The sequence below is a fragment of the Nostoc sp. DSM 114159 genome (assembly GCF_053470285.1).
Window position 1 is genome coordinate 3,695,377 of the sequence record NZ_JBPFEH010000001.1, and the last position, 17,185, is coordinate 3,712,561.

Annotated in this window: 16 protein-coding genes; 5 read left to right on the top strand and 11 right to left on the bottom strand. The window is 40.5% G+C overall.

Going from position 1 to position 17,185, the window contains the following annotated elements:
* Positions 1–44 precede the first annotated feature (44 nt).
* The 9 genes from pstA to ACR5KR_RS15270 form a co-directional block, all read right to left on the bottom strand.
* A complete protein-coding gene (gene pstA / locus ACR5KR_RS15230) occupies positions 45–944 on the bottom strand; it encodes a phosphate ABC transporter permease PstA (protein ID WP_445631646.1) in 900 nt (299 codons plus the stop codon).
* A 6-nt stretch (positions 945–950) separates the two neighbouring features.
* On the bottom strand, positions 951–1,892 hold the full coding sequence (pstC, locus tag ACR5KR_RS15235; protein WP_448267101.1) for a phosphate ABC transporter permease subunit PstC: 942 nt from the start codon (positions 1,890–1,892) through the stop codon (positions 951–953).
* Positions 1,893–1,941: 49 nt separating this feature from the next.
* On the bottom strand, positions 1,942–2,943 hold the full coding sequence (locus tag ACR5KR_RS15240) for a PstS family phosphate ABC transporter substrate-binding protein (protein ID WP_448267102.1): 1,002 nt from the start codon (positions 2,941–2,943) through the stop codon (positions 1,942–1,944).
* 84 nt (positions 2,944–3,027) lie between these two features.
* Positions 3,028–4,185 carry a sulfate ABC transporter substrate-binding protein gene (locus ACR5KR_RS15245; protein WP_448267103.1) on the bottom strand — a complete coding sequence of 386 codons (1,158 nt, stop codon included), beginning with the start codon at positions 4,183–4,185 and terminating at the stop codon, positions 3,028–3,030.
* A 557-nt stretch (positions 4,186–4,742) separates the two neighbouring features.
* Complete coding sequence (locus ACR5KR_RS15250) at positions 4,743–5,135, bottom strand: type II toxin-antitoxin system VapC family toxin (protein ID WP_445631642.1); 393 nt, start codon at positions 5,133–5,135, stop codon at positions 4,743–4,745.
* Between the two features lie 11 nt (positions 5,136–5,146).
* Positions 5,147–5,422 (bottom strand): hypothetical protein, encoded by a 276-nt coding sequence (locus ACR5KR_RS15255; RefSeq protein WP_445631641.1) that lies wholly within the window; start codon positions 5,420–5,422, stop codon positions 5,147–5,149.
* Positions 5,423–5,489: 67 nt separating this feature from the next.
* A complete protein-coding gene (gene sbcD, locus ACR5KR_RS15260) occupies positions 5,490–6,743 on the bottom strand; it encodes an exonuclease subunit SbcD (RefSeq protein WP_448267104.1) in 1,254 nt (417 codons plus the stop codon).
* A 291-nt stretch (positions 6,744–7,034) separates the two neighbouring features.
* Positions 7,035–7,760 (bottom strand): phosphoadenosine phosphosulfate reductase, encoded by a 726-nt coding sequence (gene cysH, locus ACR5KR_RS15265; protein WP_445631639.1) that lies wholly within the window; start codon positions 7,758–7,760, stop codon positions 7,035–7,037.
* Positions 7,761–8,373: 613 nt separating this feature from the next.
* Positions 8,374–9,963, bottom strand: a complete 1,590-nt coding sequence (locus tag ACR5KR_RS15270; protein WP_448267105.1) for a DHA2 family efflux MFS transporter permease subunit — start codon at positions 9,961–9,963, stop codon at positions 8,374–8,376.
* 392 nt (positions 9,964–10,355) lie between these two features.
* Between ACR5KR_RS15270 and ACR5KR_RS15275 the strand changes: the two genes are divergently transcribed.
* Together ACR5KR_RS15275 and ACR5KR_RS15280 are read left to right on the top strand one after the other, a co-directional pair.
* Entirely contained in the window at positions 10,356–10,952 is a 597-nt protein-coding gene (locus ACR5KR_RS15275) for a TetR/AcrR family transcriptional regulator (protein ID WP_448267106.1), read from the top strand.
* Between the two features lie 32 nt (positions 10,953–10,984).
* Positions 10,985–11,119 (top strand): hypothetical protein, encoded by a 135-nt coding sequence (locus ACR5KR_RS15280; protein ID WP_448267107.1) that lies wholly within the window; start codon positions 10,985–10,987, stop codon positions 11,117–11,119.
* 60 nt (positions 11,120–11,179) lie between these two features.
* Here ACR5KR_RS15280 and patD read toward each other — a convergent pair whose 3' ends face one another.
* Positions 11,180–11,533, bottom strand: coding sequence for a heterocyst frequency control protein PatD (patD, locus tag ACR5KR_RS15285; RefSeq protein ID WP_445631636.1), 354 nt, complete (start codon positions 11,531–11,533; stop codon positions 11,180–11,182).
* A gap of 294 nt (positions 11,534–11,827) precedes the next feature.
* On the opposite strand from patD, the gene ACR5KR_RS15290 reads away from it, so the two are divergent.
* The 3 genes from ACR5KR_RS15290 to ACR5KR_RS15300 all read left to right on the top strand — a co-directional run bounded on the left by ACR5KR_RS15290 (position 11,828) and on the right by ACR5KR_RS15300 (position 15,785).
* On the top strand, positions 11,828–14,095 hold the full coding sequence (locus ACR5KR_RS15290; RefSeq protein ID WP_448267108.1) for a RelA/SpoT family protein: 2,268 nt from the start codon (positions 11,828–11,830) through the stop codon (positions 14,093–14,095).
* Between the two features lie 246 nt (positions 14,096–14,341).
* Positions 14,342–15,340: a nodulation protein NodZ gene (locus ACR5KR_RS15295; RefSeq protein WP_445631634.1), complete on the top strand. Its 999-nt coding sequence runs from the start codon at positions 14,342–14,344 to the stop codon at positions 15,338–15,340.
* 217 nt (positions 15,341–15,557) lie between these two features.
* A complete protein-coding gene (locus tag ACR5KR_RS15300; RefSeq protein WP_448267109.1) occupies positions 15,558–15,785 on the top strand; it encodes a class I SAM-dependent methyltransferase in 228 nt (75 codons plus the stop codon).
* A gap of 141 nt (positions 15,786–15,926) precedes the next feature.
* On the opposite strand, the gene ACR5KR_RS15305 is transcribed toward ACR5KR_RS15300, so the two are convergent.
* On the bottom strand, positions 15,927–17,123 hold the full coding sequence (locus tag ACR5KR_RS15305) for an ATP-binding protein (protein WP_448270205.1): 1,197 nt from the start codon (positions 17,121–17,123) through the stop codon (positions 15,927–15,929).
* Positions 17,124–17,185: the final 62 nt, after the last annotated feature.

Sequence of the window (17,185 nt, forward strand, 5' to 3'; positions counted from 1 at the left end):
AACTCCAATATCTGTGAATCTATCCAAATTAGATATTTAATTACCTAATTTATTGAGAAGCGTTGGCGAATATAAATTGCAACACCATTTAAAGCTAAAATCAAGATTAACAACGCAATAATTGTGGCTGCTGCTGCACTTGCAAAACCCGGTTCAGGACGAGTTATATAACTGTAAATTTGAATGGGTAATGCCATAAACCTCTGAAACAAACCAGGGTTAAAGGTGAGAAAACCCACAGCACCAACAACAATCAGAGAGGCTGCATCACCTATAGCGCGGGATACAGAGATAATCACCCCCGTCAGAATACCGGGAACAGCATAAGGTATGACATGATTGCTAATAGTTCGCCATTTTGTGACACCTAATCCGTAAGAAGCATTTCTCAGGGAATCTGGGACAGAGCGAATTGCTTCTCTAGCTGTCACAATAATTACTGGTAAAGACAACAAAGATAAAGTCAATGCACCGGAAATCAAAGCAGGGCCAAACCCAAGCAAATAATTGAAAACCCCTAAACCCAGCAATCCATAGACAATAGAAGGTACACCTGCCAAATTACTAATATTAATCTCAATAATCGCTGTCCACCAAGCTTTAGGTGCATACTCTTCTAGATATAAAGCTGCTCCGACACCAATGGGGACAGTAACTAAAATCACAACCAACCCTAAAAGAATGCTGCTGACAATTGCAGGACGGATACCACCTTGGTCAGGAAAACGAGAAGGAGTTTCCGTGAGAAAGCCGGGTGATAAAAATCTGCCTAATCCGTCTTTCAAAATATCAAAAAGTAGCAACGCTAGGATAAATAAACCAATCAGCAATCCTAACAAAAAAAGTACTTCAAATACTTTACCCAATGTTTCTCTACTTTCAACATTATCGGTAAATTCTGCCGCAGAATCTAGAGAATCATTTTGTTGATAACTTGTAGCCATATTTATTTAGTCGTATTTTTCCTTAAAGCGATTAGCAATCCAGAAACTAACAATATTCAAAGCAAGGGTAAGTAGAAATAAAACAGCACCTACAGCATATAATGTTTTGAAATTCAGGCTACCACGCGGACTATCTCCACCAGAAATTTGTGCCATGTAGGCTGTCATTGTTTCTACTGATTCCGCAAAGTTGATAGTTAGTCTTGGTTGCTGTCCAGCGGCGATGAGAACAGTCATTGTTTCACCCACAGCTCGAGAAATACCCAAAATAATCGAGGCGATGATTCCAGAAAGTGCGGCTGGTAGAACTACTTTAAAAATGGTTTCCAGTTTAGTGATACCTAAAGCATAAGATCCTTCTCGCAAAGAACGCGGAACTGCTCGGATGGCATCTAAGCTGATAGAACCAACAGTAGGAGTAATCATTACCCCCATCATTAACCCCGCACTCAAAGCGTTGAATATTTCCAGAGGGATAACATTTCGCAGCAATGGTGTTAGGAACAACAGGGCAAAGTAACCATATACTACTGTAGGTACTCCCGCCAAAAGTTCCACTGCCGGACGTAAAATAGCTGCTACTTTGGGTTGAGCATACTCACTTAAATAAATCGCAGAAGACAAACCTAGAGGAATAGCAACTGCCATTGCAATAGCTGTAGTCAATAAAGTGCCATTAATTAAGGGCCAAATGCCAAAATGTTTCTCTGCAAATAGAGGTGTCCATTTAGTATCAAGAAAGAATTTGGCAAAGGAAACTTCTTGGAAAAAACTGAATGTCTCCTGAAAAATAATTACGACAATACCAAAAGTAGTCAAAACCGAAACTAAAGCACAAGCAAATAAAATTGCCGCCACAATCTTTTCAGATATATCTTCAGATGGATTTTTATCCAGTGATTCTCTGGATTGTAGATAAAGACCATCTTGAGAATTAGTATTTTGCATAAACAATTAGCTTCTCACTAAAATTAAACTACTATGCCTGAGACTTAAATTAAATAAAGTTTGTGATTGGTTCACCTGGTTTTGCTTTTTTAAATTTTGTCCCAGTTTCACCAGTAGCAAATTTTTGTTTGACTTTGAGATAAGCTTCATCAGGTAATGCTACATAACCTACACTATCTACCCACTTCCAAGAATTTTCTAGATAAAAATCTACAAATTCTTTGACTGCTGGCTTAGTATCTAAAGATTTTTTGCTGACATAGATGAAGAGAGGACGAGACAAAGGTGTATAGATGTTTTTAATTACATTATCTACCGGAACTGGTTTTTCACACTTTCCTGTAAGACTTTCTACAGCAACTAGATTCAGTTTTTCTTGATTTTGAATGTAGTAAGATATCCCAACATAACCCAAGGCTGTTACATCACCTGACACCCCTTGTACGAGAAGGTTTTGATTCTGAGTGGCAGTGTAGTCTGTACGGCCATTCTTGGCTTTGCCAGTTACAGCTTGAGTCATATAATCGAATGTTCCCGTATCAGAAGATGGAGCATATAGCTTCAGCTTTTCGTTAGGAAACTTGGGATTAACTTGATTCCATGCCAATATTTTGCCGTCTGATTTGCCGCCCCAAATCTTGCCCAGTTCCTTAATAGTTAGACATTTGGCAAAGTTATTTTTACGGTTGGCAATCACGGCGATGCCATCTAAAGCTACAGGCAACTCGACAAATTGAATATTCTTACTTTGACATTTTTTGATTTCTTCATCTCTAATGGTGCGAGAAGCACCAGCTATATCAATATCGCCATTACAAAATTTACTGAAACCACCACCAGTGCCACTTGAGGCAACGCTAACTTGAGCCTCAGGCTTAACTTTACCGTATTCTTCTGCAACTGCTAAAGAAATAGGAAAACCTACAGCTGCACCATCAATACTCACTTGACTTTTCAATTCTTCTCCACCGCTACAACCACTGATACTGCTGGCAATAAGCATTAAAGATGTTAGGAAAAAGCTATCCTTAAATCGGCTACGAAAGCTCATAAATTATCAATTTAAATAAAATGACTGTGAATTGCTTATGCTTGGCTATCTGCAAGTAAAGAATGCTGCATTAGAAAATATATATCATGCTTTGTTTGCAGCTTGCACTTTGTCAAAAATTGCTCCATCTCCAAAAAACTTTTTCTGGATAATATCCCAGCCACCTAAATCTTGAGATGTGAATAAAGTTTTAATTGGCAGATGTTGTGATGCTACTTCTTGGCTAACGGTGGGGTTAACAGGACGATATTGTAATTTGGCAAATTCCCGTTGAGCTTCTGTAGAGTAAAGAAAATCAACAAATGCTTGTGCAACTTCTTTTGTACCGTGCTTATCAGCGTTTTTATCAACTACCGCTACAGGATTATCAATGGAAATATTGACTTGGGGTACAATATAAGGCAACTTAGCCCCATTTTTACCCGCCAAAATTACCTCATTTTCGTAGTTAATTAAGACATCTCCCTGACCTTTTTGGAAAAATAAATCGCTTGCTTCACGGGCATCTTTTGTCAGAACAGGGGTGTTTTTATAAACTTTAGTGACATAATTTAACGCTGTGGCTTCGTCGCCTCCCGTTAGACTCACCGAACCCCAAAAAGCTAAGAATTCCCAAATAGCAATACCAGAAGTTTTTGGGTTAGCTGCAATCACTTTCACCCCATCTTTTGCCAAGTCTGCCCAAGTATTGATACCTTTTGGATTGCCTTCGCGAGTAACGATCGCAGCAACCGATTTACTAACAATACCATTTCTGGGAGCTTCGGTTTCCCAACCCGATTTAATCAAACCTGCTTGTTGAATTTTGCTGACATCCAGGGGAAGTGCCAAGTGTACTATATCTGCTTCTTGCGAACCGTTAATGACAGCAGCCGCTTGAGCGCCAGAACCTCCATAACTTTGCTCAAATGTGACGTTTTGGTTATGTTCTTGCTTCCACTTCTGGATAAATTTGGGAATTATCTGGTCATGAGCGGCTTTGGTGACAGAGAAAGATACAAGTTTTAGCTTAACATCATTTTTGCTAGCTGAACTGCTTCCAGAACAGGAGGCAACTGCTATACTCAAAAAAATACTTGTTAAAAATAGACTCACAAAGCTTTGTACACTGCGTCCATTCAACCAATTTTTAATTGCGTGTTGATACCGGAGTTGTATACTCTGCAAAGCTTTCATGACATAAGGCTGTATTCCTTCACTTAGAAATTTACTTAACTGTGTCGGTTGTTGCGACTTGCTCATTAGAATCACCCCTAAATCTACGGTATTTCTACACGCATACCGTGATTAGGAGAATTATAGGGTATATAGAATAATATTTATCATCTGAATTAATTTTTTTTTACTCAATGAGCAATTAACGATCGAAAGTAGCAAATAAATCTGATTTACCAAGGCATTTCAGAAGACAGTTTTTTTGCTGGATAGAAAAACAATCTGATTGCATACATAATATTTGCTAAAAAGATGTGATTTTTAATACAAAACAGTAGTGTAAATTCGACTTTTTTTAGCCAGTAAAGCTGTTTTTAAAATAAAGTAGCCGCACTATAGCATCTTGAGTATCATATTGAGCGATCGCCCTCATTAAGACTATCAATTATCTGAATTTATACTATATTAATTATTCTCTCATTATTGAAAGAGCGATCGCCAATCAACCGACTATTTACGAATCGGTTTAATCGTGTGGACATATTAATTATTCTCTCATTATTGAAAGAGCGCTCGCCCCTGTTGTGAGAATATACGAGCGGGCGATCGCTCACTTGTAGAAATACTTATATATAGCTTTTTTGCTATTCTAACCAGTTCTCTAATTGCAAATTAGGTATATTTTCAAAATCTTTAATATTGTTTGTAACCAAAATATCATTACGAGAACGGACAACAGCAGCAATTAGTACATCTACTTCTCCTGTTGGTCTACCAATTTGCCTCAATTCACTTTGGATTTTACCAAATTGTCTGGCAGCATCTATATCAAATGGCTCAATAGGTAATAGTTCAGTTAGTTGTGCTAGTGTTTCTAAATTTTTTTCAACTTGTTTAGAACAGTAAACACCTTTGTAAAGTTCTGAAACTACTATTGTAGATAGATAGCATTGGCTGAAATAGCGATTAAATACAGGTACTACTTTGGAATTACCGTTAAGCAATGCAATACAAATGTTAGTATCTAAGAGATACATTAGTCTTTATTCTATTTATCTATTGAGTTTATTACCCTTCCTTGGTAAGTATGACGCTGCTGGTTAATTTCAGCAAAGACATCTATCAACTCTGTTTGGTCTTGCCAAACTCCAAATAATTGATTCAATTTTGCTAATCTCTCTTCATCTGTTAAGTTTAGTTTTGCTACTACAGATTCAGTATCAGGAAGTTCTAGATTAACGATTATTTCTGCTCCATCGGGAATACTGTGAATTTGCTCTAATAATTCAATAGTTTGACCGCGTTTAATTCCTCTAATCTTCATTGTATGATTACTCCTGTAATCCCTACTACTCAAATCTTAGATATTTTCTCATTGTAGTTATTTTAACCTACTCATTAGTTGCTGCTTCCAGCCAAACTTCCACATCATCTGCTAGCAACTTCTGTGCTGCATCCATCATTGATGTTGCAATATCTTTGAGGTCTTCGCGATTGTTCAAGTAAGTTTTCAACGCTTCCATTGGGTCGATGCTGCTACTTGCACTCAATTCAGGAATGCGGGGCCTGGCTAATTGACTCACTAATTCTGCTTGCATGGTGTAGGTGTGAGCGGGACTTAAAGCAGTATGTAGAGAGGAACTGTCAATTAAATCCATCTGTTCAGAGCGGAGTTTGTAAATTAGCCGCACTACAGCATCTTGAATATCATACTTGGCGATCGCTTTCATTAACATCGCCTGCGGATCGTCTGCTTTTGAGACATCCACTTCAATGGTGCGGAAAGTCCGAACTGTTAAAGGGCAAAATTCCCACTCAGCGCTTCCCCGCTCCAGTTCTATCATCACATAGCCTTTGTCTTCTTTTTCTTCACTAAAATCTACCCGCTCAATACTCCCTGGATAAATCACCGGCGGGTTGTTAGATTTATTCAGATTTTGGTGGCGGTGGACGTGTCCCAACGCTACATAATCAAAACAAGGTCGCGTCAGCAAAGATAAGGGCAGAGTAAAACCTTTACCCACCGCCAAAAATCTTTCTGCGCCCAAGCTAGCATTGTCAGCCATCAAGTGAGCCAAAAGGATAGTAGGTACATCTGGGTCAAGACGGCGAACTTCCCCTTCTAAAACAACTCGCAGACGTTCCGTTAATAGTTGGTTGACTTCCGCCAAAGATAAACCTTCAGTCTCTTGGCGAGTCATCAGGGTGGAACGAGTCAGCCAAGGCAGGGTAATTACCTGCACTTTGCCATTACGCGTTTCGATACAGTGCGTAGTTAATGTATCACCAACAACAAACCCTGGCACTCCCAAAGTGCGGTAAATATTTAAACTTGCCCCTCCCTGTCCTTGGGAATGTTGGTCGTGGTTACCTACCAACAACACTGTCGGAATATTGGCATCCATCAGACGGCGAAATTGGCTGGCAAACGCTTGTTGTACATAAGGCGGTGGTGTAGCATCCGGGAAAGCATCGCCACCAAATATCACCATATCAACAGCATCTGTTAGCGCTCGGTCAATACATACAGACAATGTATTGACAAAATCCTCCAACCGTGTATTTAATCCAGTCTCAGGATTAATTCGTCCGTGGGAGAAGCCGCTTCCCATGTGGATATCGGAGAGATGGAGGATTTTTATCATATTTGTCCTTTGTTCTTAGTCATTTGTCCTTTGTCTAATACTAATTACAAATACAACTCTTGGAGAGGCTGCACAACTCTTGGAGACGCTTTGCATAGCTTGCTTCCCCGCAGGGGTACGACTACCCTCTGTTACCACGCCAACGGCTTCTCTACGAGACGCTGTTCGCGTTCGCGGTAGTTGAATCTCGACTTACTTCGACTACGCTCAGTACAAGTCGCTCGATTACCGCGCAGTCGAAACTCAGTACAAGTGACAAATAACAAATGACAAATGACCAATGACCAATGACTAAATATGAATTCCACATTCTGTTTTATCACTTCCCCGCCAACGTCCGGCGCGTTCGTCTTCGCCTTCAGCTACTTTGGTGGTGATGGGTTGGTCGCCGATGCTGGGATAACCTTTATCGTGGAGGGGGTTGTAGATGACTCCATGTTCAGCCACATAAACCCAACTATCTTGACGAGTCCAAGTAGCGATGGGATTTACTTTCAGCCGACCTTTACCGTCTAATTCAAATATGGGCATATTTGCACGGGTTACTGCTTGGTCGCGGCGGCGTCCGGTAATCCAAGCAACGCTGTTGAGTTCGTCTAAACCCCGTAGCAGTGGTTCAATTTTTGTAATCTGGTGGAATTTAGCAATATCCGTATCCCAGAGTTTGTCGCCGTATTTGGCTTCAAAGGCTTCGCGGGTGTCTAGGTCTGGAGTTTTGAAAGTTTGCAAATCCAGGTTGTAGATTTGTTTGGCTTTGGCAACTAATTCTAAGCTTTCAGGGAAATGGTGCAAGGTGTCGAGAAAGATTACAGGAACGGGATGCTTCAGTTCGCTGTAAAGAATATGGGTAATTATCATGTCATCCACGTTAAAGGCACTTGTTTGCACCAGTCCCGTTGGGATATTCTCTATAGACCATGCCAGTATTTCTTTGGGACTGGCAGTTTCAAATTGCTCATTTAATTTTTCTAAGTCAAAAGCGATCGCTTGGTTTCTAGATGCCGTGGAGACTGTCATGATAATCTTCTATTCAAATATTTCTACCTTGATTAATATCGATCTTACTCCATGAAGACGCCTATTCCGCTCGGAGATAAGGTAATTATTTTGGGTGGAAATTACTACATTTTGAAAATGGGGAATGGGAGAAGAAAATAACTACGCTATATACTTACTATAAATTATACAAAAGTGTTTGTGATAGTTTTTATTAAGAAACTTTACAGTAATTTAAGTTTTACAATACTTTTATAGATATTTATACTGATTTTGATATGGTTAAGGAACTATTAATAAAAGGGATTTTACTTAAATGAACAATGCAAAATTTAGCAACCCATTAGGCCAATCTATAATTATGGGTGCTTTAATGATGTTAACCAGCGTTGGGATCATTACAATAATGAACTTTTTCTAAGATTAAAATTTCTCATTTTAGCAATAAGACTTTACATAGTCCCGCTCAAAACTGAGTGGGACTTTTGCTTTTTTCATCCCGAACAATCCGTGTGTATTAATTTTCTGCTATCACTTTCGGCAGAGAATCATCTAGAAGCCGTGTTATTACGTAGTTTTGCAATCAAAAAATTTAGAATAGGGATGCGATCGCTATTTCCTTATTTTCTTTAGCCTAGTGCCCGACTGGCGCTTTCACTCCTGCACCGCCTTTACCCAAGAATAATAATAAGGGTAATGAGCAAAGAAATCCTATGCCTACGACTCGAAAGCAATCTGCGTAAGACAAAACAGCAGCTTGAATATCTACTGTTTGACTTAATAAAGCTAGTGCTTGTTGTTGCGCTGTTGCCGCATCCATGCCTTGGCTTTGAAGTGCCCCATTAAGCAAGTCGAGACGTTGATTGGTTTCTGGGTCATAAGGGCTAAGTTTTGCTAACAGAATAGCTCGATGAAAAGTCTGTCTTTGGTCAAGCAGAGTAGTAAGTAGGGCAATGCCGATACTACCACCTAGTTGTCGAGTCAGGTTATAGAAACCAGAACCAGCAGAAATATCTTTTTTGGGTAGCGGGCCTAAAACTGCCAAACTCAAAGGGAGAAACATAAATACAGTAAAAGCTCCGCGCCATACCAATGGCCAAAATAAATCGTCTGTGCCGCTTTGTGGGGTAATTGCTGCTAATTGAAACATGACTCCAGATGAGCCGACAGCGCCGATCGCAATTAAAAATCGGGCATCAACTATACTAGTCAGTTTGCCTAATAAAATCATCCCGATCGCAGACGCTAAAGCCCCAGGTGCTAATAATAGTCCTGTTTGTGTAGCCGTAAATTGCAACACGCTCTGAGCAAATATCGGCACAGCAAACAGTGCGCCATAAAGCCCCATACCCACCACTGCTGAAAGAACGCTTCCCGCAGCTAAAGAACGGTGACGCAAAACTCTCAAATCCACAGCCGGGTGATCTGTTTTCAGTTCTCGCCAAATAAACAACCCCAAGCCGATAATACCGAGGATAGTCAGAGAGACGATGAAATTAGAGGAAAACCAGTCGTCTGTTTCCCCTTCTTCTAATACAGTTTGTATGCTACCCACAGCCACGATTAAAAAGCCAATTCCCCACCAATCAACAGCTTGGTTTTTTGTATCGCTTTTATCCTTATTTTTTGGCAAAAACGCCAAAGACATCGCGACTGCAACGATCCCAAAGGGAATGTTGACAAAGAAAATCCAGCGCCAGCCTAAACCATCTACTAAAAATCCTCCTAAGGTTGGGCCAATTGCTGGCCCAGCAATTACACCCACGCCAAAAACTGCTTGGGCCAAACCTTGTTCAGCTGGCGGAAAAGTCTCGAACAAAATCGCTTGGGCTTTCGCTAGCAATCCGCCACCGCATAAACCTTGGAGAATTCGAGCCGCAATCAACATCGGTAGATTGAAGGACAGCCCACATAAAACAGAGGAAATCGTAAAACCAACTAGCGAGAAGATAAAGTAGGTTTTACGCCCAAAGTAATCTCCCAACCATGCAGATAAAGGAATTAAGACGACGTTAGCGATCGCATATCCGCTAACTACCCAACCCACCTCACTGACAGTTGCACCCAAGGTAGCTTGGATATCAGTAAGAGCGACGTTAACAATACTAGTATCAATTACTTCTAATATCGCACCCAGAGAAGCCGTAAAAGCGATCGCCCACTTCAATGGACCGTGGACATAACCAAATTGGTCAAAACTAGAACCTTTAATGTTGGTAGCCATTATTTAGCACAAATAATATTTGAGAGATGTCAAGCAATGCCTTAGCTAAAATTAAGTATTGTATATATACGCTACGGTAGCGTATCATATAAAAACGGTCAAGAGAGTTTTTTCTGAAAAGTGGCAGAAATACCTATGCTAAAGATGGATGGTTATTGCTGCTGTTTTAGTGCATGAGAATTGGGTTATCAGGCAATACAGTTTAGAACGAGCAACAAAAAAAACACTTGTAGAGACGGCGATTTATCGCGTCTTGAAACCCCAAAATTGTTGCCAGTAGCCCTTAAATCAAGGGTATTGGGTATAAAGCTTATTTGTTTCCCAGAAGCGATGTTCTATGCCCAACAGTGGAGTAAATGACCAAAAAGATATTGCTTGGGGATGATATTTTTATGAGTAAGCAAATCAACAGCACCTCTGGACGCCCACGCAGCATCCACGCCGACCAAGCGATTCTGCAAGCAACTTTGGATCTGCTTGCAGAGGTAGGATATGAAAGCATGAGTATAGAAGCGATCGCTTCTCGTGCTGGAGTTGGTAAAACAACCATCTATCGGCGTTATACTTCCAAAGAAGAACTAGTTGCAGACGCGATCGAAAGTCTCAGAGATGATTTAGCGATCCCCGATACCGGCAGCTTTTGGGGAGACATGGATATCCTGATTAAGAATGCCGCCAAAAAAATAGATAGTCCCCTTGGTCGTCAGACACTTGCGCTGATTATTAGTACAGCCTCTAGCAATCCTCAGTTTGCCGAGGTCTATTGGACAAAATATACAAAACTCAGACGTGAAGCCTTTTCTAAAATACTTGAGCGTGCCAAGTCCAGAGGCGAAATTCACAAGGACGCAGACGTAGACTTAATTATCGACCTTGTAAGCGGTTCACTATATTATGCACTGATCTTCAAACCCACAACCGAGCCAGTAGAAGCATACATGCGCCGCACCATGAATCTTCTCCTCAAAGGTATTGGGAATGGGGTATAGGGCATGGGGAGATGAGAGAAACGGAATAACCAATGACAAATGACAAATACAACTCTTGGAGAGGCTGCACTTCGACTACGCTCAGTGACCACGCCAACGGCTTCGCGGTAGTTGAGCGCAGTCGAAACTCAGTACAAGTGACAAATGACAACTTGTTAGCAAAATAACTTTCCATCATAGGTCATAAATGAGATGATGGAGAAATTAGAGAAAAAGGTGAACAATTGTTATTTTTCTCCTTCCGCTTCTGGTTGCAGAATGGCATCACAGTATTGAATGAGGGTTGTCAAGCGATCGCTAATCGTTTGAAGTCTCGTTTGTACAGTAGATGCTTGCCGCGCTCCTTGGAAAAACATCACATCTATTTCCAACAGGCGCAATTGCTTGCTCATCTCCGTTTGATAAGACTGCACTCGCCAGTTTTCATCAGCCAAAGGCACAATCTGTTGCCCAAAAAATTGCTGCAACGTGGCTACACGCTGCCGCAGTTCGGGCGCAGCGATTTGGGTAGTTGTGGCATCGGAGCGTAATTGCTCTAATAAAGTTACGAATGCCAGATATTTCTCAGGGTTTAAAGACATCCAGTGCTAATTAAGATAGTATTAATGTCAAGTAATTTTTCTTCTACAATAAACTTTCTTAAACACTTATCAGTACTAAAAGCCTCAAATCGTGATTTGGGGCTTTATTTGCCATCAATGGATTTTCTTTAACGATCCTTGAAATTCAAACTGGATGACTACCACTGGCAATTGGAGAATCGTCCTTACACTGCTTTTTCCACCCTTCTTTGGGCAACAGCATCTTTATCAGGGCGATGCTGCTAGTTTTATTTATCATTCACTTATCTACCGATCCATTCAAACCCAAATTGTATGAGCAGTATAGCGATAAATTCATCAGTTGACCTTGCCATTCCCGAATGGTTAAAAAAATGTTTGAAGGAGTCATCGACAACTAGCGGCGCAGCAGAAGATGACCGAAAACATAATGATGCCGTCTTAATTGGTCGAGCATTTGAATTTGCTTACCAACTGCATGAAGGTCAATATCGCAAATCGGGAGAACCATACATTGCTCATCCCATCGCTGTGGCTGAATTGTTGCGTGACTTGGGAGGCAGTGCTGCTATGATAGCAGCTGGATTTCTCCATGATGTCGTTGAAGATACAGAAGTTACAAGTCAAGAAATAGAAGAACGCTTTGGCCCAGAAGTGCGACAATTGGTCGAAGGTGTCACCAAGCTTTCTAAAATCAATTTCACCAGCAAAACCGAAAGCCAAGCCGAAAACTTCCGGCGGATGTTTTTGGCAATGGCGCAAGATATTCGGGTAATTGTCGTGAAATTGGCAGATCGTTTGCATAATATGCGAACTTTACAATATATGTCAGAGGCCAGCCGCCGCCGCAGTGCCCAGGAAACGCGAGATATATTCGCACCCTTAGCCAATCGCTTGGGGATTTGGCGAATTAAATGGGAACTGGAAGATTTGGCTTTCAAGTATTTGGAACCGGAAGCTTACCGCCAAATGCAAGAGCATGTTTCTGAAAAACGGACGGCGCGAGAAGAGAAATTGGCCAAAGCTACAGATATTTTGCGAGAACGTTTGCAGCAAGCCGGAATCCACTTTCAGGAGATTAGCGGTCGTCCCAAGCACCTTTACAGCATTTATCAAAAAATGCACCGCCAGCAAAAGGAATTTCATGAAATTTACGATTTGGCAGCGCTGCGAATAATTGTTCAAACCAATGAAGAATGCTATCGGGCGTTGGCAGTGGTTCATGATGCTTTTCGCCCAATTCCTGGGAGATTTAAAGACTACATTGGACTGCCAAAACCTAACCGTTACCAGTCATTGCATACTGGGGTGATTGGATTAACTGGCCGTCCTTTAGAAGTGCAAATTCGCACAATCGAAATGCATCATATCGCCGAGTATGGGATTGCCGCCCACTGGAAGTACAAAGAAACAGGTGGTTCTAGCATTAGCCATTCGACAGCGACAGATGACAAGTTTACATGGCTGCGGCAACTGCTGGAATGGCAAACCGATCTCAAGGATGCCCAAGAATATCTTGATAGCGTCAAAGATAATTTATTTGAAGATGATGTCTATGTCTTCACCCCTAAGGGGGATGTTGTGCCTTTAAGCCCTGGTGCTACCACTGTAGATTTTGCTTATCGCATTCATACAGAAGTCGGAAACCACTGTTCAGGGGCGCGGGTGAATGGGCGAATGGTGCCACTGTCAACGCGGCTGCACAATGGCGATATTGTAGAAGTTCTCACCCAAAAGAACTGCCATCCGAGTTTAGATTGGTTGAACTTTGTCAGAACTTCGGCAGCGAAATATCGGATAAAACAATGGTACAAGCGATCGCGCCGGGAAGAAAATGTCGCACGTGGACGAGAGTTGTTAGAAAAGGAACTTGGCAAAACTGGTTTTGATAGTCTGCTGAAGTCAGAGGCGATGCAGATTGTCGCGGAAAAGTGTAACTACCATAGCGTGGAAGATTTACTTGCTGGGTTAGGTTACGGAGAAATTACGTTAAACCTAGTGCTAAATCGTTGGCGAGAAGTAGCGAAGGGACAACAACCAGTTGCCACTGTGTCACCATTTATCCCTAAAGAACCAAGTTCAAAAGCTTTGCGAGATGCATCTCCAACTACTTCACGCTCCAGTGATTCGCCAATTATTGGGGTAGAGGGGTTGGTATATTATTTAGCTGGGTGTTGTACCCCGATTCCTGGCGAACCAATTATTGGTGTGGTAACGCGAGGTAGGGGGATTTCAATTCATCGCCAAGGCTGCCATAATCTGGAGACTGTGGAGTATGAACGCTTAGTACCAGTTAGGTGGAATCCAGCCGCCGAAAATAGTGGTCGTCCGCATACTTACCCAGTGGATGTTCAAATTGAAGCTCTTGACCGTGTAGGGGTACTAAAGGATATTTTGTCACGGTTGAGTGACCAAGGAATTAATGTCCGTCATGCTCAGGTGAAAACCTCTGCTGGCCAACCTGCATTGATCGATTTAGGAATAGATATACGCGATCGCTCTCAACTAGAGCAAGTGTTCGTCCAAATTAAGAAAATGAGCGACATTTTGAATATTCGCCGCGTCGGTCAAATTGATGAGTAATCGGGGTATCAATATCCCCATCACAAAAAACCTTCTCTTGCTTACCTAGCAGCCTGTCTGGGAACTCAATATGACGGCTATAAACTGCCTCTAAAGAGATAAAACCTTCCCTGGCAGGTTCGTCAACTATTGATTTGACCTATCATGAGTGATATTATTTTGGCGAGCTAGAAAATATGAATAAAACCTTCCCTGGCAGGTTCGTCAACGATTTTTTGAGTTTAAAATTGTTAGGAGCAATCAAAAATGGTTTCAGAGAAGTTTTTAGTAGTAAAAGGCAAAGCAGGTATGGGAAACCGTTTTCTCGCTCTCTTGGACAGTATTTTATATGCTCAACTTACTAATAGAAAGATAGTTGTTGATTGGAGCGATGAGGTTTACTCAAATAATCGCAACAATGTTTTTCCTGACTTTTTTAATCTTCATAATGTTACTCAAGCTTCAGAAATACCTTCTACTCAATCTGTCTATCCAAGTATCTGGAAGAATAGCTTAGATAAATCTGTGAATGAAGTATTGCTCTCATACGAATCTCCAGATGATTTGCGATATAACAACCCGAAAATCTGGTCAAAATATACTACTAATATGTCCCGCATAGATTATAGTGAAGATATTTTGATTAGATGGTCGTATGTAACAGAGACTTATAAGCTAAGACGACATTTTTTAGGTGATTTCGCTTATCTACAAAGTCTGAGTAATGAAACTATTTTAAAAAAGATAATTAGAGAAAATCTGAGTTTACACCCTAATATTGAAGCAATTGTTAAAAAAACTGTAGATAGTTCTTTTGAAGATATAGTAATCGGCGTTCATGTTAGATATACTGACAGAAAAACTTCCAAAAACCTCTATTTAAAATTTGTTGATAAGATTCTTGAAAAACATCCTAAAAGTTTGATATTTTTAGCTACTGATAATCCAGCAGTAGAAGATTTGTTTAGAGATAAATATACTAATATTTTAGTGACAGATAAGTGGTACCCTGCCTCAGGATCTTCTTTACATCAGAATCCTGAATGTCCAGATAGATTTGAAAATGGTGTTCAAGCTTTAATAGATATCTATTTATTAAGCAAATGTAATTATCTAATATACAATAAAACTTCTACTTTTGGTGTAGTTGCAAAGTTGATTTCTGATATCCTAGAAGCTAATACAATTGATACTTCTCAATATAGCTTAAAAGGAAAAGTTAAAAACTTAATTGCTTGGGTCAGAGAAAAAACAGTTCTTTCGTGACCTTTTTTCAATTAAAAGTTAAAAATTAAGAATAATAATAATTTGTAATTAATTTTGGGTACAATTTCCCAATGATAGAATTTTTAATTAATAATTTTTAATTTTTAATTGGAGCGAAGCGACTTGACTATAGTAGTTTTCAATTGAGGTGTAATAGATTCTTAATTTTTGATGATGTCACATCTTTAGAAGGTGTCCCCAAAATTGCTTGGGAATATTGATTAGTGTATATATTAGTTCCAATCCCTATGCAACAATTATTTCCCGGAGAGGTATTTGCCAACTGTTACCGCGATACGATGAGATGTTGGAGGTAATTGCCCGTTGTCTACCTTCCACAAGTCGGCGTATTTTAGAATTGGGCTGTGGTACAGGCGAACTTAGTCTCAAGATACTCAACCGTTTTCCAGATGCCCAAGTAATTGCTAGTATTCGTCCAAATTAAGAAAATGAGCGACATTTTGAATATCCGCCGCGTTGGTCAAATTGACGGGTAGATGTGCCAATTTTAGGTGCGTTAACGCAGTGTAATGTACCAGTTTATGCAATTTTAGTCTCAAGTTTTGAATTTTAGGAATAGCAACAGTCATACCTGAACGATTGCTTCTAATGGCAAAATGACAGTAAATGTAGATCCTTTTCCTAGCTGTGAATCTACTTTAATTTCACCATCCATTAACTGAACCAATCGAGAGACTATTGCTAAACCTAATCCTGTACCATCAGAACTTTGCACTTGGGGAGCAGTTACTTCCCGAAAATAAGGATTGAAGATTTGTGCTTGAGCATCCAAAGAAATACCAATACCACTATCAGTAACAGAGATAGCCCAGTGCTGTTGAGATATCGTCCAGCACTCCAAATGAATTGAACCAGATTCTGTGTAGCGAATTGCGTTACTCAGCAGATTTGTCAGAATTTGCTGAAGCCGAAGCGGATCTGTGTTAACTTGACTGGGGGCGCGTTCGCATTCAACAACCAAGGATAATTCTTTCACACGCGCTAATGGCTCAATCATCTCTAAAATAGAGTTGATTAAACTACGGACATCGGTTAAAGTCGGCTGCAATTTCATCTGTCCGGCATCGTAACGCGAAATTTCCAGAGTATCGTTAATTAACCGGACAATAAGTCTACCACTCTTAAGAACTCGCTCGATACTTTCAAGATTTGTATAGGTGTCTTTGAGTTCTGATTGTTGACGCTGCTGGCGCAGAAATAAGTCTGCATAACCGATGATTGAAGTAAGAGGCGTCTTCAGCTCATGAGCCAAATGAGAGAGACTTTCTTTACTAGCACGAACCAAACGAGTTAGCTCTTGGTTAGTCAACCGCAACTGACTTTGGAGTTGTTTAAGCTCTTGTAATCGTCCTTGAGTATAACTATTAAAGCATCGCGCCATCGCTTCATCAATTACTGTATCAATCAAGCGAACAGCCCTTAGCACTTCTTGTGCAGATCCTTGTAATAAATCTTCTTCTAAAAACGAAAAAATTACAAACCGAAGTAAACGATACTCTCGCGCAATTTCCTCTGGTTCAAATCCCTGTTGGGCACGAAGTGTACCGTGTTCCAAACTTGCATCTACTACTGTCTGTAAATCGCTAGTTGCAGATTCAGAAAGTACTGTTGCTAATGCTTTCAAGATGCGGGGTAAGCTATCCCGTACAGCGTTGAAAGTAAGTTCATTAGTAGCTTCAATTTGTTGATCCTGGTAAACTGCTTCTACCCATTGATCGAGAATGGCATCACTTTTTGCAATTAGAGTCTGACTAAAATCCATCTTTTGCTCAACCAAACACAGCGAAGCCTGTTCCACTAGAGGTAGATTAGTACGTTTGATGT

Bases quoted from the DNA above. Each gene is read 5' to 3' on its own strand.
- ACR5KR_RS15250 (WP_445631642.1), bottom strand. From the start codon at position 5,135: ATGTATCTCTTAGATACTAACATTTGTATTGCATTGCTTAACGGTAAT.
- ACR5KR_RS15295 (WP_445631634.1), top strand. From the start codon at position 14,342: ATGGTTTCAGAGAAGTTTTTAGTAGTAAAAGGCAAAGCAGGTATGGGA.
- ACR5KR_RS15245 (WP_448267103.1), bottom strand. From the start codon at position 4,185: ATGAGCAAGTCGCAACAACCGACACAGTTAAGTAAATTTCTAAGTGAA.
- ACR5KR_RS15255 (WP_445631641.1), bottom strand. From the start codon at position 5,422: ATGAAGATTAGAGGAATTAAACGCGGTCAAACTATTGAATTATTAGAG.
- ACR5KR_RS15305 (WP_448270205.1), bottom strand. From the start codon at position 17,123: ATGGATTTTAGTCAGACTCTAATTGCAAAAAGTGATGCCATTCTCGAT.
- cysH (WP_445631639.1), bottom strand. From the start codon at position 7,760: ATGACAGTCTCCACGGCATCTAGAAACCAAGCGATCGCTTTTGACTTA.
- sbcD (WP_448267104.1), bottom strand. From the start codon at position 6,743: ATGATAAAAATCCTCCATCTCTCCGATATCCACATGGGAAGCGGCTTC.
- ACR5KR_RS15270 (WP_448267105.1), bottom strand. From the start codon at position 9,963: ATGGCTACCAACATTAAAGGTTCTAGTTTTGACCAATTTGGTTATGTC.
- ACR5KR_RS15240 (WP_448267102.1), bottom strand. From the start codon at position 2,943: ATGAGCTTTCGTAGCCGATTTAAGGATAGCTTTTTCCTAACATCTTTA.
- ACR5KR_RS15290 (WP_448267108.1), top strand. From the start codon at position 11,828: ATGAGCAGTATAGCGATAAATTCATCAGTTGACCTTGCCATTCCCGAA.
- patD (WP_445631636.1), bottom strand. From the start codon at position 11,533: ATGTCTTTAAACCCTGAGAAATATCTGGCATTCGTAACTTTATTAGAG.
- pstC (WP_448267101.1), bottom strand. From the start codon at position 1,892: ATGCAAAATACTAATTCTCAAGATGGTCTTTATCTACAATCCAGAGAA.
- ACR5KR_RS15280 (WP_448267107.1), top strand. From the start codon at position 10,985: ATGACAAATGACAAATACAACTCTTGGAGAGGCTGCACTTCGACTACG.
- pstA (WP_445631646.1), bottom strand. From the start codon at position 944: ATGGCTACAAGTTATCAACAAAATGATTCTCTAGATTCTGCGGCAGAA.
- ACR5KR_RS15275 (WP_448267106.1), top strand. From the start codon at position 10,356: ATGAGTAAGCAAATCAACAGCACCTCTGGACGCCCACGCAGCATCCAC.